Raw genomic sequence first — 21708 nt, 5'->3', positions numbered from 1 at the left:
TCGGCCGAGCCGTGCCTATCGTTTGGGATCAAATTTTTGCGAGTCGGGTCGAGTCGGGGTCAAGGTCGAGCCCGTTCGTGGACGGAAAGCCGGGTTTCGATGCGTGCCTTGATCATTCGCCACGACCATCCTTCGCACGCCGGATACGTGGGCGAACGACTGGTCGAGCGCGGCTACGAACTGCACGAGGTGACGGTCGTACCCGAGGAGCGGTTCTACTCCCCCGACGTACGGGTCACCTTCCCCGATCCGGCGGACTTCGACGTGGTGGTGCCGCTGGGCGCGCCGTGGTCGGTCTACGACACCGCGACCATAGGTAGCTGGATCGGCGACGAGCTGGCGCTGCTGCGCGCGGCGTTCCGGGCGGACATACCGATACTCGGGATCTGCTTCGGCGCCCAGGCGCTGAGCGCGGCACTCGGCGGGCGGGTCGAGCGAGCCCCGATGTACGAGATCGGGCAACATTCGATCGAGACCGACGACCCGGGCCTGATCCCCGCCGGGCCCTGGTACCAGTGGCACTTCGACCGCTTCACCGTGCCGCCGGGCGGCCGGGAGATCGCCCGCTCGCCGATCGGCCCGCAGGCGTATGTGGTGGGTCGCTCGCTCGGCGTGCAGTTCCATCCGGAGGTCACCCCGGACGTCGCGGGCGCGTGGCTGGACCACGGCGGCGACGTGCAGGCCGCCGAGCTCGATCTGGATCTCGCCGAACTGCGCCTGGTGCCGGACGGGGCCCGGGAGCGGGCCGCCGGGCTGGTGGACGCGTTCCTGGCGCGCGCGGTGAGTCACCGGCGGTAACGCACGGGGTCGGTCGCACGGGGTCGGTCGCACGGATCGACCCTGCGGCGGGCACCGATGGTTCCGGCGCCCGCCGCGGGGGCTTGATCAGACCCGGCGGCCTACTTCTGCTTCCGCCTCCGGATGCCGACTCGGATCAGCACGAAGCCGATACCCGTCAGCGCTACGGCGAAGGTCGCGAGCAGGACCGGGGAGAGTCCGACGCCGGTGCCCGGGAGGGGCTTGGGCCCGGGTCCGCTCGGGTTCGCCCCGCCGGCGGGCGGGGTGGTGGACGGTGTCGGGTGCGGATGCGGGTGGGTGGGCTTGGCCGACTTGGTGGGTTGACCGGACTCCGCGGGTCCCGTGGGCGGAACGAGCGGACACGTCGGCGGGTTGGGGGTGGGTGACTCGGACGTCGGGGGCTGAGTCGTCGGGGGCTGAGTCGTCGGCGGACAGGTCGGCGGCTGAGTCGTCGGCGGGGGCGACGTAGGTGGCTGCGAGGTGGGCGGCGGGCTCGTCGGCGGCTGCGTGGTCGGCGGGTTGGTGGTCGGCGGCTGCGTCGTAGGCGGCTGCGAAGTCGGCGGAGGCGTCGTCGGGGGAGGTGTCGTCGGCGGCTTGCTCGTCGGAGGCTGCGAAGTCGGCGGGTTGGTGGTCGGCGGCGGCGAGGTAGGCGGCTGCGAAGTCGGCGGCGGCGACGTAGGCGGCATCGTCGTAGGCGGCGGCCCCTCGCGATGGCTGTTCGTCACCGTCACCGCTGCCTGCGTACCGACCTGGACCACGCCGGGCGGCAGGTTCGGATCGGTGTCCACAAAAGTCACGTCGGTGTCGGCGGGCCGGTCCACCTCGTCGACCGTGCAGCGCGCGCCGGACGGTACGGCGATCGTCCGGCTCTGGTCGGCGCCCAGCGTGAAGCGCGCGTCCGCGGCGGGCAGCACGATCGGCAACTCCGTGCCGTCCAGGTCGCGCACGACACAGTCGACGGTGAAGGTGTAGGGACCCTTCCCGGTCGCGGCGCCGGTCACCTTCTTGGTGACCACGAGTTGCCCCTGGTCGAAGGTGTTGACCGCGGTGATCGTCACCGTCCGGTCGGTACCGACGACCACGGCCGTGTCCGGCGAATGATGGTCCACCGCCCAGGTGCTCGCGCCGCCGTTCTGCGTCTCGGTGGCCCAGCAGCGGGCCCCGGTCGGCAGCGGGAAGCCGAGGTCGACATCACGTTCACCGGCCCCGGTGAAGGTGTACGGCCGGCGATCGGCCAGGGTCAGCACCCGGCCGTCGCCGGTGTCCAGGGTGCAGGACAGCAGCAGGGTGTACTGCCGGTCGGCGGCGAATCCGGCACCGGCGCCCGCGACCTGCTTGACCAGGCGCAGCTTGCCGGTGGCGAAGGTGTTGACCGCGGTGATCGTCACGTCCGGCGCGTCCTTGGTGACGATCACCGCGTCGGCGTGGCTGCCGTGGTCGACGGTGACCGTACCGGCTCCGCCGGTGGCCGTCTCCTCGGCCCAACAGCGCGCGCCGATCGGCAGATCGGGGATCCGCAGGCTCTCCCCGGCCTTGAGCTGGTAACGCTTGCGGACCACGAAGGCCACGGCCGGCGAACCGCCCGTACCCTCGGCCTCGCGGATGCAGGTGACCCGGAACTCGAACACCGCATCGCGTACGTACGGCGCGTCGCTCGGCGCGCCGGCGACCTCCTTGTGCAGGGTCATCGAGCCGGTGGAGAAGGTGTTGGTGAAGCCCACCACCACCGTGTCGGGCTGGTCCGGGCCGGGTCGCACGGTGACCGGGCCGACCGGCGGCGGCGCCTGGTCGGCGCCGGCCGGGTCCACCTCGGTGACGATGCACTCGCTGCCGGCGGGCAGGTCGTCGAGTTGTCCGGTCAGGTCGGGGGCCTTGAGCGCGAGGGTGCGCACGACCGCGTCGGGCTTGCCGTTGAAGGTGCAGGCGACCCGGAAGCGGAAGGTGCGGTCGGCGAACGCCGCACCCGGGCCGTCGATCTGCTTGACCACCCGCAGGGATCCGGTCGGGAAGTCGTCGGCCACGGTCAGGCCCGCCATCTTCCCGGGCACCGAGTCGACCACCGCGGTGCCGGTCGGGCCGCCTGCGGAGTCGGTGGCGGTCACCGTGACGGTGGTCGCCCCGCCGTTGACCGGTTCGGTCGCGGTGCACTGGGCGCCGGTGGGCAGTTGGTCGATGCTCTGCACGCCCTTGCCGTCGAACACCAGGTCCTTGGGGAATCCGGCGAGTCGTTGCCCAGCGAGGGTGCAGTCGACCCGGATGGTGAACGGGCCGGTGCCGACCTCGGCCGCCGCCGCGCCGGTGACGGTCTTCTCGACGCGCAGGCCGGCCTTGGTGTACTCGTTGGCGATCACCAGGTGTTGGCCCTCTTCGTCGGGCCGCGCCGGGGTGATCACCGCGGTCAGTGCGTTGGCCTCGCCCAGGTGTGGGCTGTGCGCGCCGGCGGAGTCGGTCTCCCAGACCCGGCAGGTGGCTCCGGCGGGGACACCGACCAGTGCCATCGGCGTGTACGGGGTGATCTGCCAGGTGCCCTCGCGGACCTTCTGCGGCGTGCCGCCGGCGGGGGTGACGGTGCACTGGTAGGCGACCGTGTACGGGCCGGGCGGCAGGCCCTCGGGCAGCCCGGTGACCGCCTTGTCCACGCGCAGGTTGCCGAAGCGCATCCCGATACCGACCTTCGGCGGCTCGGTGACCGGGAGTTCCTCCGGGGCGCCGTTGCGCACCACAGTCTCGGAGTGGGCGAAGGAGTTCCAGGCGATCGCCGGGTCGCCCGGTTCCTGGAGGTCGACGGGCGAGGCCATCGGCAGCCGGACCAGGATCTCGCCGCCGGGGGCGAGCAGCGGGTCGAAGGCGACGCCCATCTCCACGCCGGTGGTGTCCGGGGTGAAGCCGTCCTGCCAGTTGCCCGGCGCACACGCTCGGCTGGGGGTCTCGATGGTGGTGCCGCACGGGTTGGCGACGGTGGAGTAGCGGGTGCTCAGCGTGCCGGGGCCGACCAGTTGGGGGGCGCCGGTCAGGGTCGGGCGCGGGACCCACTGGGTGCCGCGCTGCTGGTTGCCCAGCAGTACGCCGGTGTCCCCGCGATAGGGGAAGACGTCCAGGAGGCGGATGTTCCTGCCCGGTTCGGTGCCGGTGTTCACCGCGCGGATCAGGTATTCGAAACGTTGTCCTGGCTGGACCAGCGCGGTGCACGGGTACTGCGTGTAGGTGAGGCCGCCGCTCTTGAACAGCGGGCAGGTCGGCGAGTCGAGCGGGACGTAGGTCTGGGTGACCGAGTTGTACAGGCCCAGACTCGGGTCGCCGGTCACCCACTTGGATGCCTCGAACGCGGTGCCGGGCAGTGTGGTCACCTCGGCGCGCGAGGTGCAGTAGGTGCCCTTGCCGAAGTTGGCGACGTCGTCCACCGCCTTGCCCTCGCGGGCCGAGCCCGGCGCGCAGTCCAGGTCGGGGCGCTGGTCGGAGCCGGCGCCGGCGATGTTCTGGATCACCGAGTCGCCCGGCACGCCCGGGGCCAGTCGGACCTGGAAGGTGATCTTGAGTTCGGCGCCCGGCAGCAGGGCGAAGCCGGTGAAGCGCCAGATCACCTTGGTGATCAGGCCGGTTCCGTCGCGCTGCGGCTGGTAGAGCGGAACCGGCGTCGGGGTGGTGCCCGGACCGGTCGCGGTCACCCGGAAGGGCATCCCGCCCGGGCCGGCAAACGACTCGTCGAAGCGCAGCAGCGCCGGGATCGGGTCGGCCACCACCGGGTCGGGCACCACGCCGGTGCCGGTGTTGCGCACGGTGATGGTGAACGGCGCGGTCTCGCCGGGGCCGATCCGCGAGTCGGGGGTCTTGGTCACCGCGAGCTGCGCGGTGCCCTCCTGCAGGGTCAGCGTGGCGGTGCTGTCGCCGAACGGGAAGAGCCCGCCGGGCGGTTGCAGCGTGCTCTCGCCGGCCGCCTGGGCGGTGTCGGAGAGTGTGTCGGGCACCTTGGTCGCCGGATTCGAGCGCAGCGTCTCCCGGGCGGTGACCTTCAGACAGACCGTGGCCTGCGGACACACGCCGTCGGGCGGGTAGTTGGACCCGGGCGTCAGGTCGTAGCCGCCGCGCGAGGAGCTGAAGGTGAAGCGCAGGCCGCGCACGTCGGCGGCGTTCACGCCGGTGGGCAGCGCGGGCGTCTCGCTGTTGGTGACGGTGCCGTTGATCCAGGTCGGGGTGGGGCCGGCGCACCCGGTGGTGCAGGCGTCCACCCGGACCTGGTTGGCGCCGGGCGGGAAGCTGACCCCGGCGATCCGGACCAGGTCCGTGGCGTCGGAGAAGTTGACGTCGTTGTCGGTGACCACGAGTTGCTTGAGGTTGATGTTGCCGTTGTTCTCGGCGCGGATCCGCAGGTCCACCTCCTGGCGCGGGACGCCCGGGAGCGGACGCGCGACGGTGGAGGGGGCCAGGCTCTTCTGGATCGAGCCGCCGGTCCGGGCCGGCGCGGTGGTGGTGTCGGTCGCGGTGCACGCCGGGCCGCCGATCGGGGTGCCGGCCGAGGCGATCTGCATGCAGTTGTGGATCGCCTGGCCGTCGGGGACGCCGTCCCGGCGCAGCACGGTGACGTCGAGGATCAGCCGACCGCGCGAGGGCAGTTCGCCGTCGACTCGACCGCGCACCCCTCGGGCGCGGGCGAGCAGCGCGGCGTCGTCGGCGTTGTAGGGCACCCACGCCGAGGCGGCGGGGTCGTACACCTCCAGCACGACGGGCAGGCCGGAGGGGTAGCGGTAGCGGACCGAGAGCGAGGTCAGTTGGGCGATGTCGAAGATGGTGCCGGTCGCGGTCGGGTCCGGCGGGTCGGTGATCGAGGGTTGTACCAGCGCGCCGTTGCCCTCGTTGGCCAGGTCCAGGGTGAAGGTCACCGGCTTGCCGGGCGGCAGTTCGTTCTGGTCGGCGGACTTGCTCTGCCGGATGTCGGTACGCGGCGACTCCAGCGGCAGCGCCTGGCACGCGGTGGAGGCGCCGTCGCCCGAGCCGTCCACCGGGTTGCTCGCGGCGGCGTCGGCGCAGTTGGCCACGCCGTTCTGCGCGTTGGACTGGTCCACCTTGGCGTTGAGCGTGCCGTGCAGGGCGAGTGCGCCGGTGGCGTTGGGCACGATGGTGCCGTGGCCGGCCGCGTCGGTGCCGACGAAGGTGACGGAGACCCGGCTGGGCGGGCCGCCGTTGGGGCAGCCGGTGGTCGGCAGCACCTGCCGATCCGGCGGTCGGCTCAGCGGCACCGGGGTGGGGGTGCTGCCGTCGCGGCAGGTGACGGTCAGTGTGCCGCCGGTCGCGCCGCGGGGGAAGTCGATCCGGTACTTGCTCACATCGACCTTGTCGAACTCGCTCACGGCGGTCGCGGACGGTTCGGTGATGGTCAGTGAGGCGACCGGGAAGGACGCGGTGTTGGTGGCGCTCGCGATGATCGTCACCGGTGCGCGGGTGCCGAATACGGCGGCGCCGTCCGCGACGAAGTCGCCGTTGGTGTCGGAGAAGAACTCCTTGCTCGCGGCGACCGTGGCGATGTTCGGCAGGATGTCGAAGTTGGCGCAGGCCGGCGGGCTGGTCACGGCGCCCGCGACCGGGTCCTGGGCGGTGGTCGTGGCGCAGTTGGCCACCGTCTTGCGGGTGGCCGGATTCAGCGGTTCGCCGGTCGAGCGCAGCGTGTCGCGCAGTACCAGGCGCAGCCGCACCGTGCCGCCGGTGGGGTCGTAGGGCAGCACGGCGCCGGTGGAGTTGGAGAACTCCAGGCGTACACCGGTGACTTGGCCGGGGGCGACGCCGGGGGGCAGCGGGACGTCGGGGCCGAGGCCGAGGGGGCCGGGGAGGTATTCGGCGTCGGTGCACGGCGAGCCGACCGGCTTGGTGCACACCAGGGCCCGCACCTGGTCGGCGCCCGCCGGGAAACGGTCCACCGGGCCGACGCCCACCAGGTCGAAGTTGTCGAAGGTGGCGGGGCCGGCGTCCTCGACGGTGAGTGTGCCGACCTGCGCGGAGGTGGAGGAGGCGTTGCGCACCCCCAGGGTGATCGTGCTCTGTGCGTGCGACTGGGCCACGGCCGCGCCGTCCGCCCACTGCTTGGTGGTGATCGGTCGGACCTCGCGCGGGATCCGCACCGTGACGTCGGCGCTCGCCTGTGCGGGATCGGCATTGTCCGCCTTGATCGTGGCGGTGTTGGTGATCTTCGCGCCGTCCTGGAAGGTGGTCTCCTGCGGCACCCGCAGTGCGATGGACAGGTTGCGGCTGGCCCCGGCGGGCAGCCCGGTGCTCCCGGCCGGCGCCGGCGGGCTGGGCAGCGGCTCGGTGAAGGTGATCACCAGCCGGCGGGTGGCCGGGTCGTAGTTCACGGTGCGGGTGTCGGTGGTCTTGGGCAGCGAGGTGATGTCGAAGCCGGCCGGGAGCACGTCCTCGACCGAGGCATTGACGCAGGAGGTGGTCAGCGACGAGCAGCTCGCGGTCAGCTCGTAGGAGAAGACCGTGCCGGGTTCCAGCGGCATCGTGGCCCCGGTCACCTTCTTCTGGATCCCCACCACGGCGTCGACCGCGACCACCTTGCGGGCGGCGGGTTTGCTCCCGTCGTCGGCGGCTGCGCGCCCGCCCTGCCAGGGCAGGGCGAACAGGCCGGCGACCATCGCCGCGACCAGGACGAGGCAGCCAACGAACAGCCTCGGGTGTACGCGCATGCGCTACCTCGCGAGATCAGACCACTCCATGTAAGTGGATCATCACATTAAGTGATCGTTAGTGATCTCTTCGGCATTCGACCCGGTCGGCGTGCCCCGGGGACAAACGCCACCCGATCGGACCATCGGGTCACCACGGGCGACGATCCCCGACGGTCGCGCGTGATCATCCGTCCGCGCGCCGTTGCAAAAAGGATCAACACGGGGGTTGACACTGAAAGTTGGTCTAGACCAACCTAGGGGGAACGGGGATCGGAGAGGTGTGTGTCCCGGCCTGGCTGCCTGCTGCTCGAGCGGGCTGATCGGCGGGGCGCCGTGCGTCCGCATTCGGGTGTTCACGACCTGTGCGGAGCACCGAATTCAAGGAGGTAGGAAACCCGGCGCCGGCTTCGCGGAGGACGACCTCCACGGGGCGACCCGCCGGGGACGGCAGTGCGTGCACTTGCCAAGTCCGCTTGCCGAACAGCCCGTTCACCCCTGACAGCCCCACTCGACGGGCGCTCCGCGACCGGATCCGGTCCCGGCCCGCGCGACCGGTCGGCGCTGTGCCGCATCCTGCCCTCGGACCTCCCGAGGCAGCCCGCCCACCGGGCGAGTGCGCGGTCGCTCCACCGCGTCCCGCCTCGGTCGGTCGGCCGAATTCTCGCCACCTGCCCACGACTTCACGCTCGGCGATGGCCCGAGGCCGCCCCGGCGCGGCTACCCGGTCGGCGCCGACCGTGGTATTCCCATGCCCGAAATCCGCTGCGAGAGCGGTCGATTCGCCCAGCCACGGAATGATCGATCCTGGAGTGCACGCGTGCCGACGCCCGACCCATATCCCCATCGAGCCGCCTCGGACATCCCCTACTTCAGCGAGACCGGTGAGACCTACCGGGCCCCCACGCCGCTGCGGGACCTGGCCAAGTCGCGCCCGCTTCGGGTGTTGTCCGAGCAGGACTTCGAGTTCTGGCAGAGCTACGGCTACGTCATCGTCAAGGAGGCCATCCCGGCCGCCGCGGCGAGGCAACTGCTCGACTTCGCGTGGGACTTCCAAGGCCTGGACCCGGACCACCCGGAGACCTGGTACGCCGCCGACCGGCAGTTCCGCTCCGATCTGGACCGGGAGCTGCACATCTACGGGTTCGTCGAGGCGTACCACCACCAACTGATCTGGGACAGCCGGCAGGCCCGGCGCGTCTACGACGCGTTCGTCGACGTGTGGGACTGCGAGGAGTTGTGGGTGACGCTGGATCGCCTCAACCTGAACCCGCCGAACATCAAGGACCGCGACCGCGCGCACATCGCGCCCACGGACCAGGGCTTCGACATCGAGCTGCACTGGGACGTGGACACCACGGCGGCGATCCCGCCGCAGCGGGTCCAGGGCATCATCGCGCTCAACGCCACCGCACCCGACCACGGCGGATTCCAGTGCTCGCCGGAACTGTTCCACCGGTTCGACGACTGGCAGGCCGGACAGCCCGCCGACCGGGATCCGCTCCGGCCCGGCGTCGACCGCGCCGAGTTCCCGGTGATCCGGCCCGAGCTCGCGCCCGGCGACCTGCTGATCTGGAACGGCCTGCTCGCGCACGGTGTGGCCCGCAACAGCTCGCGGCGCGGGGTACGGGCGGTGCAATACCTGTCGATGATGCCCGCCCTGGAGAGCAATCCGGAGCTGACCCGGTCCCGGGTCGAGTCCTGGCGCCGGCTGAGCACCCCGGACTGGAACAAGACGCTCGTCGGCGACGCCAGGAAGCACGAATCGCTCAGGTACGAAACGGCAACGCTGAACGACCTCGGCCGCAAGCTCCTGGGGCTCGATTCCTGGACCGGGCAAGAACTCGCACAGTCGACCGGAGAACCGGCATGCACAAAATCTGCCTGACCCTGCCCACCAACCGGGCCTGCACCGCCACGATCTCCGCCATCGGCGCAGAAGCGGCGTACGCGGCACGGCACTTCGAGGTCGAGGTGCACCTGCTCATCCTCGACTCCGCCGACCCGGCGACCTTCGCCGAACACGCCGAGGCGGTACGGGCCTTACCCACCACGGCGAACGTGGTCACACACCACCTCGGCGAGGCCGAACAGCGCGACTTCCTGCGCGCGGTGCTGGACCGCGCCGGCGCCGGCAAGCCGGATCTGCTGCTCGAGTTGATGCTCCCGGCGCAGCCGTCGTACGGCGCCTGCACCAATCGGGCGTTCCTGATCGCGAGCGCCCTCGGCTGCGCGTCCATCCATCGCCGGGACTCGGACAGCGACTACCAGGTGGCGGACGGCGCACCGGTCTTCCCCATCCACCACGAGCTGGGTTCACTCGGCAGGCGCGCCCGCGACGCGGCGTCCGGGGTCACCGAGACCACACTGGACCCGGCGCGGGCGGCGCGCCCGGTGGTGTTGGTCGGCAGTTCCTTCGTCGGCGAACTGTCGGTGGACATCGGCGAGATCCGCGACCTGGACCCGGAGATCTACCACGACGTGGTCAGCCTGTGGGCGCCGCCCGAGTGGTCGGCCGAGCAAAAGCGGGAGTTGGTCGCCGAGTCGTTCACCGGCGCGGGCACCGACCCGTTCGTCCGGGACCACTCGATCCTGACCGTCGTCGACCCGATGCGGGTGGACATGTGCAACGTCGGTTTCCACCGGGACATCTACGAGCGGGTGCCACTGCCGCCGGCGACCGACACCATCGGCAGCGACTACTTCCTGCTGCACCTGATCCACGACGCGGCGTTGCCGGGGGTCCTGCACAACCGCAACATCGTGAACTTCTACACCCCGGAGCGCCGCACCGACGCCGGATTCGCGGCCTATCAGCTGCGGTTGACCAAGTTCTTCCTGTCGATGCTCTACTTCAACGACATCTACGCCCGGATGGCGGCGGCCGGCGACTCCCCCGCACTCGTGGACGACGCAGGGCATGTACGCCCCGCGACGATCGTCGAGTTCGCCCGGGAGAGCACCCGCCTGGACCACGCGGAGAACATCGAGCGGCTGCGCAGCCTGGACCGGTCCTATCGCCGGCTCGGCGGTCGATACGCCGCGTTCGCCGACACCCTGGCGGCGCGCGGTCCGCGACTGCTCGACGAAGCCCAGGCGGACATCGAGGACTTCGCACTGCTGATCGAGGCGTGGGCGGGGCTGATCCACGCGAGCAAGGCCACGAGTGTCCACGAACCGCACGAATAGTGGGACCCGGACCATCATGTACCTGAACGAAAGCATGCACACCGCCCTGGCCGACGCCGACGAGGACCTGATCGTCTTCGATCTCGCCGGCATCGAGGAGCGCTACACCACGCTGCTCCGCGAACTCCCCGACGTCGCCGTGCGATTCGCCATGAAGGCCTGTCCCGTGGACGAGGTGCTGGCCTGCCTGGCCCGACAGGGGGCCGGTTTCGACGCGGCCGGACCGCAGGAGATCGCCCAGGCGATCGCGACCGGCGTGCCGGTCGAGCGGATCCACTACGGCAACACGATAAAGTCCGACCGCAACATCGCCGACGCGTACCGGCTCGGGGTCCGGGACTTCGCCACGGACAGCCTGGAGGACGTCGCGGCGATCGCCGAACACGCCCCCGGCTCCCGGGTGTTCTGCCGACTGGCGACCAGCGGCGACGGCGCGCTGTGGGGGCTCAGCCGCAAGTTCGGCTGCTCGGCCGCCGACGCGGTGCTCATCCTGGAACGGGCCCGCGCCGAGGGCCTGGTCCCGGCCGGGCTCTCCGTGCACGTCGGTTCGCAGCAGATGACCACCGAGGCGTGGCAGGACGCCATCGACCGCTTGGCGGACGTACTCGCCACGCTGAATCGACGTGGCATCCGGCCGGACCACATCAATCTGGGCGGCGGACTGCCGGCGCTCGGCTATCTGGACAAGCGAGGCCGGCTGCTGGATCCGCCGTTGGACAAGATCTTCGCGGTGATCCGGGAGGGCATCCGGCGACTTCGCGAGGTCTCGGCGGCACCGCTGGACTTCCTGCTGGAACCGGGACGCTACTTCGTCGCCGACAACGGCGCGATCCGGGCCCGGGTGTCCCGCCTGTCCTCGCGCGAACAACTGGACGGGGTCCGCCAGTACTGGCTCTACCTGACCTGCGGGAAGTTCAACGGCCTGTACGAGATGGACGAGTTGCAGTATCGGCTGGTGTTCCCCTCGCACGGGGGCACCGAGTACGTGCCGGCCGTGATCGCGGGCCCGACCTGCGACAGCGACGACGCGTACGCCCACGAGGACAACCTGGTCCAGGTGCCGAAGGGCATCGCGTCGGGGGATCCGGTGTGGATCCTCTCCTGCGGGGCCTACGTCACCAGCTACACGACCCAGGGGTTCAACGGGTTCAGTCCGCTGCCGTACCTGTGCGTCGACGGCGTCTCCCTGGAAGGTCTGGTCTAGATGGGCCGCGACGTGCGCATTCGGCACATCACCGAAGCCGACTGGGACGCCATCGTCGCCCTCGAGGCCGAGGCCTACACCCGCGACGCGCTCTCCGAGCAGCGGGCCGCGTTGGAGTCGCGGGGCCGGTCCTCGCCGGCCACGTGCTTCGTGCTCGACCTCGAACAGGAGCCGGCCGGCTACCTGTTGGCGCTGCCCTATCCGATCTTTCAGTATCCGGACCTGTCCCGGCCGGAGGAGGTGGTCTTCCACTCGCGCAACCTGCATCTGCACGATCTCGTCATCGCCGAACGGTGCCGGGGTCACGGGTTCGCCCGCGAACTGCTGCACCGGTTGACGGCCACCGCCCGGGCCAAACGCTACGAGCGCATCTCGCTGGTGTCGGTCGGCGGCAGCGAGCGGTTCTGGTCGGCGAACGGCTTCAATCCGGTGCGCGAGGTCACGCTGTCCGCGAGCTACGGCGCGGACGCGGTGTACATGTCCATGGCGGTGGACGGGGACGCCGCGCCGAGCAGACGAAACCCATCGATGACCCGGCGTGCGGAGCACCTCCGGAAGACGAAGTAGGCCCATGCACATGTTTCGCGTTCGCGATGACTTCCGCCGCGCGCAGTTGGCGATCGCCGCACTGTTCTGTTTCCTCGGACTCCAGTACGCCACCTGGGCCTCGCGGTTGCCCGCGATCAAGACGAAGCTGGACCTGAGCGAGGCCGAGGTCGGCCTGCTGCTGATGGCCTGCGGCGCGGGTGCGGCGGCCTCGTTCCCGTTGGTGGCGGTGCTGACCCGGCGGCTGGGCTCGCGGGTGCTCGCGCTGGCGTCGGCGCTGGTGTTGGGCGGGCTGCTGCTCGCGCTCGCGGTGGCACCGAACTATCCCATCGCGTTGCTGATCATCTGCCTGGACGGGGTCGCCGTCGGCTGCCTGAACGTGGCGATGAACGCGCAGGGGGCCGCGCTCGAGGTCCGCTTCAAGCGCACGGCGATGGCCAAACTGCACGCCACGTTCAGTGCGGGGTCGTTGTGCGCGGCGCTGCTCGCGTCCGGGATGAACACGCTGACCTCGACGCTGGCCGCGCATTTCGCGGTGGCGGTGCTGGTGTTGGTCCTGCTGCTCGCCTTCGCGGGGCCGGGGTTGCTGACCGAGGACCCGGCGCCGGCGCCCGAACCTGCGTCCGAGCCTGCCGGCCCGGGCTCGGACCAGGCACCGCGGCGGTTGACGCTGCCGTCTCGGCTCACCCTCTGGATGGGGCTGGCGATGGCGTTCGGCACCGTCACCGAGGGGGCGATGAACGACTGGTCGGCGCTGTACATGAAGGACGTCGCGCATGCGACGGCGGGCGTCGCGCCGCTGGGCATCGCGGTGGTGTCGGTGATGATGGTGCTGGCCCGGGTGTTCGCCGACGGCTGGCGGACCCGCTGGGGCGACGGGCGGATCGTCCGGGTCGGCAGTGCGCTGGCGGCGGCGGGGTTGGCGGTCGCGCTCCTTGTGGGTGGCGTGGTACCGGCCCTCCTCGGCTTCGCGTGCGTCGGCCTCGGCGTCGCGGCGGTGACGCCGTGTGTGTACGTCGCGGCGGCGCGCGCGGGTTCGGACGCGCTGGCCCTGGTGGCGGCGATGGGTACGACCGGCCTGCTGGCCGGCCCGGCCGTGATCGGCTTCATCGCGAGCGGCAGCAGCCTGGTCTGGGGCATGGGCGCGGTGGCGGTCTCGGCCTTCCTGGTGTCGGTATGCGCGACCCGGATCCGCTGGACGAGCGTCGGGGACGGGGAGGCCGAGCCAACGACGGAGGCGGATGCGGATGCGGATGCGCCGACGCGGGCCACGCCGACCGCGGAGCCCAAGCCGGCGGCCTGAGTCGGGGCGGCGGCGGGCGTGCCGGGGCGCGGCCGAGGCGGCGACGGAGACGCCGCGCCACCGGGCCCGGCCGGGGCGGCGCTCGGTCAACCCACCAGTTCCCGGCGGTACTTCGTGGCCAGTGCGATCGCCTTCCCGCCGAGGGCCACCACGCCGACCAGGGTGCCGGCGTGGTGGTAGCCGACCGCGCAGTCCCCGTCCCAGTCGCCCTCCAGGAGCCGGATGTCCGCGCCGCCCAGGCCCGGTGCGCCGTAGGACTGGAGGCGTTCGTCGTACTGGTCCGACCAGAACGTGGGCAGCGGCGCGAATGCGGGTGCGACGCAGTCCGTGCCGGCGAGGTGGGCGGCGAGCGTACGCGCGGCGTGCTTCGCGCTGTCCGTCGGGATACTCCAGTGCTCGACCCGGCGCGGCACGTCGTCGTAGCGCGGGTTGACGAACCGGGCCACATCGCCCACCGCGACCACGTCGGGCCACGATTCGACCCGCAGCAGTTCGTCGCAGCGCACCCCGTCGCCGAGGTCGAGGCCGTTCCCGGCCAGCCATTCGGTGTTCGGGATCGAGCCGACCGCCTCCACCACGGCGTCCGCCGGCAACGTTCGGCCGTCGTCCAGGACCACCCCGGTGACCCGCTCCTCCCCCGTCAAGTGGTCGACGGTGTGGCCGAGTTCGAAGCACACACCCCGGGCCAGGTGCCGCCGGCGCAGCGCCGCGCCGAGGTCGGCGCCCAGTGGCCGGTACATCGGTTCCGGCTCGGGCGCCACCACGGTGACCTCCGCACCCAGTGAGCGGGCCGTCGCGGCCACCTCGCAGCCGATGAAGCCCGCGCCGACGACCACGACGCGTCGCCCGGGCCCCAGGACGGCCCGCAGTCCGTGTGCGTCGTCGAGGGTGCGGACGACATGCCGCCCGGCGCTCGGCCCGGGGCGGTTCAGCCGTCGCGGGCGCAGCCCGGTGGCCACCACCAGTCCGGCGTAGGACAACGATTCGCCGCCCGCGAGCCGGACTCGACGGCCGGCCAGGTCGGCCCCGACGGCCGCCTCGCCGAGCCGCCAGTCGACGTCCGCGCAGCTCGCCCGCAGGCGGAAGGCGACCGCGGCGTGCGACACCTCGCCGGCCAGCACGTCCTTGGACAGCGGCGGCCGGTTGTACGGCATGTGCGGCTCGTCGCCGACCACGGTGATCGCGCCGGTCCAGCCCGCCGCGCGCAATTGTTCGGCGGCGCGCAGGCCGCCCATCGACGCGCCCACCACGACGACCCGTTCGGCATCGGTCATCGCTCAGTCCTCGATCGTGATGGCCTGGAGCGGGCATACGTCGGCGGCCTCCTCGACGGCGTCGCGCAGCGCGTCGTCCGGGTCGTCGACGAATTCCAGCCGGCCGGCGGGGTTGATCCGGAAGACCTCGGGTGCGGAGAACACACACTGCCCGTGGTCCTGGCAGCGGTCCATGTCGACGACGACCTTCACGGTGCGGGTCCTTTCTGATCGGGAGTTCGGGAAGACGGGAGGTCGGGCAGGCGGGAGGTCGGGCACCCGGGAAAACGGGAGGTGCGCGGGGCCGGACGTCAGCGCCGCGGGGCCCGGATGCCCCGCAGCTCCCAGTCGCCGCCGAGCGCCGTGGAGCGCACCTCCTCGGACTCGGTGGGCTGCGCGCCGCAGTCGTCGCGGATCGGGGTCGGGCCGGTGACGATGTGGTTGACCAGCCGGCCGAGCCCCTCCGCCTCGACCTCGACGACGTCGCCCGGCTCGACCGGACGCGACCCGGCGGGTGTGCCGGACAGCAGTACGTCGCCGGGGTTCAGCGTGATGGTGCGGGCGATGTCGGCGACGAGGTAGTGCATGTCCCACTCCATCTCGTCGGTCGAACCCTCCTGTACCACCGCGCCGTTGACGTAGGTGCGCAGCGCCTTGCCGCGGAAGTCCCAGCCCTCGACCAGGCCCGGGCCGAGCGGGCACAGCGTGTCGGAGCCCTTGACCCGCAACATCGAACCGGCATCGGTGTCCCGGAAGTCGTGCAGGCCGTAGTCGTTGGCGACGGTGTAGCCGCGGATGTACGCGCCCGCGTCGGCGGGGGCGATATTGCGGCAGGTGCGGCCGATCACGATGGCGATCTCGCCCTCGTAGTTGAGGTATTTGCACCCGGCCGGGCGCACGACCGCGCCGCCGTGGGAGTTCAGCGCCGAGGTCGGCTTGTGGAAGTAGGTCGGCGCGGGCGGCAGCGAGGTGCCGAACTCCTCGACCCGGCTGCGGTGGTTGAGATGTACCGCGATGATCTTGCCGGGTTCGACCGGCGGCAGGTGCCGTGCCTCGGCGGTCTTGATCCGGCGGCCGTCGGCGGCGATCAGTTCGTCCCCGTCGCGGACGACCTCGACGACCGCGCCGGCCAGCAGGATGCGGCGGTATTCGGCAATGCTCATACGGCGGTTCCTCGTGTGGTGGGGTCTTGGCCGGCCGGGGTGTGCGGGCTCGGCGCGGGTGCGGTCCAGCCACCGGCGGGCCGGTCGAACCACACGTGTGCCTGACCGGTGCCGGTGGCGTTCTCGTAGTCGCCGACCAGTCGGCCGGGCGCGGTGCAGCGGTCCTCGCCGAGCGCGCCGAGCATCATCAGGTAGTGCCCGAAGCGCGCCTCGGGCTTGTACCGCATGAAGTCGGGCATGCCGGCGAGCACGCTCGCGTGGTCCCCGCGTTCCAGCCAGGCGATTCGCTGTTCGTCCGCCGCGCGGGCCTGCGGGGTGCGTACGTTGACCGGGTCGGACGCCTCGTGCGCGCGTAGTTCGCGCAGGTTCCAGAAGGTGTGCGAGAACGCCCCGGAGGCGATCAGGAGCACCCGACGATCGGTGGCGGCGATGCCGTCGGCAAGGGCGCGGCCGAGCCGCAGGTTGTCCTCGACGTCCGCGGTCTGGCAGCAGCCGATGCCCATCCAGCGTTTGCCGGGCACGCCGAGGTGGTGCCACAGGTTGACCGTGGCGTAGTGGATGGGCAGGAACGGGTCCTCGATCGGGGTGATCCAGGTGCCGTGTTCGGCGGCGAACCCGGCGGTGGCGTGCGCGAGTTCCGGGTCGCCGGGGAAGGCGTAGGGGATCTGCCGCATGCCGCGCGGGAGTTCCTCGGAGGTGTACAGGCCGGCCCGGTGCGCCTGGGCGGCGATCACGAATTCGACGGTGGTCGCCCAGTGCGAGTCGAAGACCACGACGGTGTCGTAGTCGAGCCGTTCGAACACCTCGGTGCGCAGCTCGGCCAGGGCCGGGACCAGGCTGATCTCCCGGCCCTCGTTGAGTTCGTACCGGGTCTCGCGCGGCAGCATGATGGTGGGCGAGTGGGCCAGGATGCCGGCGCCGACGATCTCTCCCATGGTCAGCGCCATCCGTTCGGTGCCGTCACGGTGTTCTTGACGTCGCAGTAGAAGTCGAAGCTCCAGGTGCCGCCCTCGCGGCCGATGCCGGAGTGGCGGGCGCCGCCGAACGGGGCGCGCAGGTCGCGGACGAAGAAGCAGTTGACCCACAGGGTGCCGGCCACGAGTTGTTCGCCGACCCGTCGGGCGCGTTCTTGATCGCCCGTCACCAGCGTTGCGGCGAGCCCGAATCGGCTGTCGTTGGCGAGTGCGATCGCCTCGGCCTCGGTGCCGAAGGTCTGGAGGGTGAGCACCGGGCCGAATACCTCCTCCCGGACGATCTCGCTGTCCTGGGCGACGTCGGTGAGCAGCGTGGGCCGGTAGTACAGGCCGCCGAGGTCGGTGTTGCGTTCGCCGCCGAGCAGCGCCTTGGCGCCGTCGGCGAGGGCGCGACGCACGAAGCCGTCGACACGTTCGACGTGGTCGGGGTGGATGTTGGGGCCCAGGTCCGTGGCCTGCTCGCGCGGGTCGCCCTGGATCAGGGTGCGCGCCCTGGCCAGGAAGCGGGTGGTGAACTCGGCGGCGATGGAGGCGTCGACGAGCAGTCGGGTGCCGGCCAGGCAGACCTGGCCGGCGTTGTCGTACTGTTCGACGGCCAGCTCGACGGCCAGCTCCAGGTCGGCGTCGGCGAAGACCAACAGCGGTGATTTGCCGCCCAGTTCGAGGCTGACCGGGGTCAGGTTGGCGGCGGCGGCGGCGCCGATGTGCCGGGCGGTGGGTACGGATCCGGTGAAGCTGATCCGGCGCACGTCGGGGTGGGCGGTCAGCGCCGCGCCGACCTCGGCGCCGTAGCCCTGGACGACATTGAACACGCCGGCCGGGAGTCCCGCCTCGGCGGTGATGTCGGCGAGGAGCGATGCGGTCAGCGGGGTCCACTCGGCGGGCTTGAGCACGACGGTATTGCCGGCCGCGAGCGCGGGCGCCACCTTCCAGGTGGCCAGCATCAGCGGCGCGTTCCACGGGGTGATCAACACACACGGCCCGGCGGGCTCCCAGGAGACCTCGTTGGTGTGGCCACGGGTGTCGAAGTCGTCGTGGCCCAGTCGATCGGTCAGCCAGTCGGCGAAGAAGCGGAAGTTGTGCGCAACGCGCGGCATCACCCCGCGCAGGTGCGAGCGAAGCAGTGCGCCGTTGTCGGTGGTCTCGACGATCGCCAGGTCGGCGAGTCGGGCCTCGACGCCGTCGGCGATGGCGTGCAGCAGCCGGGCCCGCTCGGCGGGTGGGGTGGCGGCCCAGCCGGGGAACGCCTGTCGCGCGGCGGCGACGGCGGCCTCGGCCTCGGCCCGGCCGGCCCGGGCGATCTCGCCGAGCACGGCGCCGTCGATGGGCGAGACGTCGGTGAAGGTGTCCGAGGACCCGACGCGCTCGCCACCGATCCAGTGCCGGGTGTCGACGGGGACGCCGGCAACGGTGACCTCGGTCATGGATAACCCTCCAAGTCGTTTGACCCCAAACAATTTACCGAGCCGCGATCGAACCGGTCAAGCCCTCGGCACGGCGAGCCGTTCCACTGTATCGTTTGAGCCCAAACAACACCGTCGGGTGCGCACCCTCGGCCCGCCCGCCGCGGCCCGATCCACCCGGCGAGGCACCCGACAATCCGGCGACGAAAGCGGGCATCATGGCGCGGCTCACCCACCAGGACTGGCTCGAACGGGCGGCCCGACTGCGCCCGGTGACGGTCCATCACATCGACGGCGCGGACCACCCGGGATCCGGCGAGACGTTCCCCGTAATCGCCCCGCGCGACGGCACGGTGCTGGCCCAGGCGCCGCGGGCCGGGCAGGAGGAGGTGGATGTCGCGGTGGCCGCCGCGCGTCGGGCCTTCGACACCGGACCGTGGCCCCGACTCGCGCCCGCCGAACGCGGCCGGGCGCTGCTCCGGTTCGCCGACACGATCGAGGCGCACCGCGAGGAACTGGCGCTGACCATCGCGCTGGAGATGGGCAAGCCGATCACCGAGGCGTACGACATCGAACTGCGGGCGGTAGCAGCCACGTTCCGCTGGTACGGCGAGATGGCCGACAAGCTGATCGACGAGGTGCCACAGACGCCCGCCGACGCACTCGCCCTGGTCACCCGCGAACCGGTGGGCGTGGTCGCCGCGGTCGTCCCGTGGAACTTCCCGCTCACCATGGCCGCGTGGAAGGTCGCCCCGGCGCTCGCGGCCGGCTGCACGGTCGTACTCAAACCCGCCGAGCAGTCGCCGCTGTCCGCGTTGCGCCTGGGCCGGCTGGCCACCGAGGCCGGGCTGCCGCCGGGGGCGTTCAACGTGGTCGCGGGCGAAGGTCCCGCCGCCGGGCGGGCGTTGGGCCTGCACCCGGACGTCGACGTACTGGCCTTCACCGGCTCCACCGCCGTCGGCCGGCACTTCCTGCGCTATGCCGCCGACTCCAACCTCAAGCGGGTCTGGCTCGAACTCGGCGGGAAATCACCCCACATCGTGCTCCCCGACGCCGATCTGTCGGCTGCGGCGGCCAGCGCCGCGTGGGGCATCTTCTTCAACCAGGGCGAGATGTGCACCGCGCCGTCCCGACTGCTCGTACACACCTCGATCGCGGACGAACTGGTGGCCGCCGTGGTCGAACGGGCCCGGGCGCTGCGGATCGGCGACCCCCTGGACCCGGACACCACGATGGGCGCTCTGGTCGGCGCGGCGCACCTGGCCCGGGTCGAGGACCACATCGCCCGAGCGCACGCGGCCGGCGCCCGGTTGCGCACCGGCGGGGCGCGCCTGGACCGGCCGGGCCACTTCCTGGAGCCGACCGTGTTCGACCGGGTCACCCCGGACATGCCGCTCGCCCGCGAGGAGGTGTTCGGCCCGGTCCTTGCCGTACTGACCTTCGACACCGAGGACGAGGCGGTGCAGCTGGCCAACGCCACCGAATACGGCTTGGCGGCGGGCGTATGGACCACCGACCTGTCCGCCGCACACCGCATCTCCCGCGCCGTCCGGGCCGGCACGGTATGGGTGAACTGCTACGAGGAGGGCGGCCTGAACGTCCCCTTCGGCGGCGTCAAACAATCCGGCCACGGCCGGGACAAGTCGCTGCACGCCCTCGACAAGTACACCGACCTCAAGACCACCTGGATCCGACTCTGAACCGGCCCGCCGCGCGCGCCCGAACCCCCCGGAGAACACTGTGCCCCTGACCCGACCCCTGATCGCGCTGCCGTGCCGCTTCGCCGCCAGTACGTCCGCGCTGCGCTACGGCGCCGAGGTGACCGCACGGGCGCTGGCCGAGGCGGTGTACGCGGCGGGCGGCGAGCCGTTCATGATGCACCCGGCCGAACCGGCGGGCGCGGCGGCCCGGTTGGCCCGGGCCGACGGCCTACTGCTGCCCGGCGGCGGCGACTTGGCGCCGGGGAGCTACGGCGCGGAGACCGTGCATGGCGAGGTGTACGACGTGGACGCCGCCCAGGACGCCTTCGACCTGGCCGCCGCCGACTACGCCCTGACCACCGGCCTCCCCACCCTGGCCGTCTGCCGCGGCCTCCAGGTCCTCAACGTCCTGCTCGGCGGCACCCTCACCCAGAACATGCCGACCCACCACCGCCACCTGGTCCACCCGGTGACCCTGACCCCCGACTCCACCACCGCCCGAGCCGCCGGCACGGAACACCTACAGGTCTCCTGCTACCACCACCAGGCCATCGACCACCTGGCCCCCGGCCTACGCATCACCGGCACGGCAGCCGACGGCACCATCGAAGCCGTCGAACCGATCGCAGCCCCCGGCTGGTGGGTGGCCATCCAATGGCACCCCGAAGACACGGCCACCACCGACTCGACCCAACAGTCCCTGTTCGACACCCTGATCGAGGCGGCCAACCGAAACACCCGGGTCGCCCGGGCCGGTTGACGTGCGGGCGAGGTGGAGGTCGAACGCCGTCCCGATCTCCTCGCCCGCCGTCACGCGGCCGAGCAGGCCCTTCAGAGCCTGGAACGCGACGACCCGAACTGACGCGCCGCCTGCAACGAGATCCTCGCGGTCCTCACCGAGGCCCGCGAGGCCACCGGGTGACCTGGGCCTGGGAGTACGTACCCGACGAGCCGTACGTGACGGCCGACGCACCACCGGTTCTGATCGTCCAGATCGCTTGCCTGGCCGGATACTCCACGGGCTCGCGGCGGTGGCTAGTGCCGCGCCCGGCAACGTTCACCCCGTCACGGCGCCGGGCATGGCACTAGTCGGACACGCCGGCCCGGGTTCGGGCCTGGGTCAGGCGGTCGAAGGTGTGGATCAGGGTGGCTCGGCGTTCGGCCTTGTAGGTCTCCTTGGGGGCCAGGCCGTCGATGGTGCGCTCCCAGATGGCCATGAAGGTTTCCTTCCAGCCTTCGATCACCTCGGCCGACGGGAGGCGGTCGGCGACGTAGCCGGACTCGGTGAGGGCAGCCACCAGTTCCAGGTTGCAGGGGACGGCCACGCCCCAGTAGTCGTCCGGTTCCAGCCCGACGGGGTCGCCCGCCATTGCCTCGGCCACCTCGCCGACCAGGCGGTCGATGATCTCGGTCAGGTGCTCGGCGGCGGTATCGCTCTCGAAGTTGCCACTGCCCCAGGTGCCCACGGAGTCTCCTTGGTCTCGGCGCGCACGCACTCACGCGCGCGGTTCGCGCCGAG

The 21708-nt window shown here is 71.6% G+C and carries 14 protein-coding genes and 1 pseudogene; 8 read left to right on the top strand and 7 right to left on the bottom strand.

Features of this window, described 5'->3' with window-relative positions:
• The first annotated feature begins 99 nt into the window (after window positions 1-99).
• Window positions 100-798 (top strand): type 1 glutamine amidotransferase, encoded by a 699-nt coding sequence (locus ABIA38_RS08820; protein WP_424637921.1) that lies wholly within the window; start codon window positions 100-102, stop codon window positions 796-798.
• 101 nt (window positions 799-899) lie between these two features.
• Here ABIA38_RS08820 and ABIA38_RS08815 read toward each other — a convergent pair whose 3' ends face one another.
• Window positions 900-7475, bottom strand: coding sequence for a DUF5979 domain-containing protein (locus ABIA38_RS08815; RefSeq protein ID WP_424637920.1), 6576 nt, complete (start codon window positions 7473-7475; stop codon window positions 900-902).
• A 799-nt stretch (window positions 7476-8274) separates the two neighbouring features.
• Here ABIA38_RS08815 and ABIA38_RS08810 point away from each other — a divergent pair.
• From ABIA38_RS08810 to ABIA38_RS08790, 5 genes are read left to right on the top strand one after another with little or no spacing between them, the layout of a single operon-like run.
• Entirely contained in the window at window positions 8275-9342 is a 1068-nt protein-coding gene (locus tag ABIA38_RS08810) for a phytanoyl-CoA dioxygenase family protein (RefSeq protein ID WP_424637919.1), read from the top strand.
• A complete protein-coding gene (locus ABIA38_RS08805; protein ID WP_424637918.1) occupies window positions 9324-10643 on the top strand; it encodes a DUF6271 family protein in 1320 nt (439 codons plus the stop codon). The genes ABIA38_RS08810 and ABIA38_RS08805 overlap by 19 nt, the downstream gene beginning before the upstream one ends.
• Window positions 10644-10659: 16 nt before the next feature.
• Complete coding sequence (locus ABIA38_RS08800) at window positions 10660-11847, top strand: type III PLP-dependent enzyme (protein ID WP_424637917.1); 1188 nt, start codon at window positions 10660-10662, stop codon at window positions 11845-11847.
• Window positions 11848-12414 (top strand): GNAT family N-acetyltransferase, encoded by a 567-nt coding sequence (locus ABIA38_RS08795; protein ID WP_424637916.1) that lies wholly within the window; start codon window positions 11848-11850, stop codon window positions 12412-12414.
• 10 nt (window positions 12415-12424) lie between these two features.
• Window positions 12425-13696: an MFS transporter gene (locus ABIA38_RS08790; protein WP_424637915.1), complete on the top strand. Its 1272-nt coding sequence runs from the start codon at window positions 12425-12427 to the stop codon at window positions 13694-13696.
• Window positions 13697-13782: 86 nt separating this feature from the next.
• Here the strand turns inward: ABIA38_RS08790 and ABIA38_RS08785 are convergent, their stop codons facing one another.
• From ABIA38_RS08785 to ABIA38_RS08765, 5 genes and pseudogenes are all read right to left on the bottom strand, one after another.
• Entirely contained in the window at window positions 13783-14970 is a 1188-nt protein-coding gene (locus tag ABIA38_RS08785) for an NAD(P)/FAD-dependent oxidoreductase (RefSeq protein ID WP_424637914.1), read from the bottom strand.
• A gap of 3 nt (window positions 14971-14973) precedes the next feature.
• Complete coding sequence (locus ABIA38_RS08780) at window positions 14974-15162, bottom strand: ferredoxin (protein ID WP_424637913.1); 189 nt, start codon at window positions 15160-15162, stop codon at window positions 14974-14976.
• A gap of 98 nt (window positions 15163-15260) precedes the next feature.
• Window positions 15261-16106, bottom strand: a complete 846-nt coding sequence (locus ABIA38_RS08775; RefSeq protein WP_424638170.1) for a fumarylacetoacetate hydrolase family protein — start codon at window positions 16104-16106, stop codon at window positions 15261-15263.
• 2 nt (window positions 16107-16108) lie between these two features.
• Window positions 16109-17047 carry a catechol 1,2-dioxygenase gene (locus ABIA38_RS08770; RefSeq protein WP_424637912.1) on the bottom strand — a complete coding sequence of 313 codons (939 nt, stop codon included), beginning with the start codon at window positions 17045-17047 and terminating at the stop codon, window positions 16109-16111.
• Between the two features lie 5 nt (window positions 17048-17052).
• Window positions 17053-18510, bottom strand: a pseudogene (locus tag ABIA38_RS08765) (aldehyde dehydrogenase); the annotation flags it as partial.
• 197 nt (window positions 18511-18707) lie between these two features.
• Here ABIA38_RS08765 and ABIA38_RS08760 point away from each other — a divergent pair.
• Both ABIA38_RS08760 and ABIA38_RS08755 read left to right on the top strand, forming a co-directional pair.
• Window positions 18708-20189, top strand: a complete 1482-nt coding sequence (locus tag ABIA38_RS08760) for an aldehyde dehydrogenase (RefSeq protein WP_424637911.1) — start codon at window positions 18708-18710, stop codon at window positions 20187-20189.
• A gap of 46 nt (window positions 20190-20235) precedes the next feature.
• Window positions 20236-20949, top strand: coding sequence for a gamma-glutamyl-gamma-aminobutyrate hydrolase family protein (locus tag ABIA38_RS08755; protein ID WP_424638169.1), 714 nt, complete (start codon window positions 20236-20238; stop codon window positions 20947-20949).
• 325 nt (window positions 20950-21274) lie between these two features.
• Here ABIA38_RS08755 and ABIA38_RS08750 read toward each other — a convergent pair whose 3' ends face one another.
• A complete protein-coding gene (locus ABIA38_RS08750; RefSeq protein ID WP_424637910.1) occupies window positions 21275-21655 on the bottom strand; it encodes a DUF4259 domain-containing protein in 381 nt (126 codons plus the stop codon).
• Window positions 21656-21708 lie beyond the last annotated feature (53 nt).

The organism is Embleya sp. AB8, from assembly GCF_049739465.1.
Taxonomy (GTDB): domain Bacteria; phylum Actinomycetota; class Actinomycetes; order Streptomycetales; family Streptomycetaceae; genus Embleya.
Note: the sequence above shows the minus strand (reverse complement) of the source record. Positions and strands in the feature narration are given on the sequence as shown.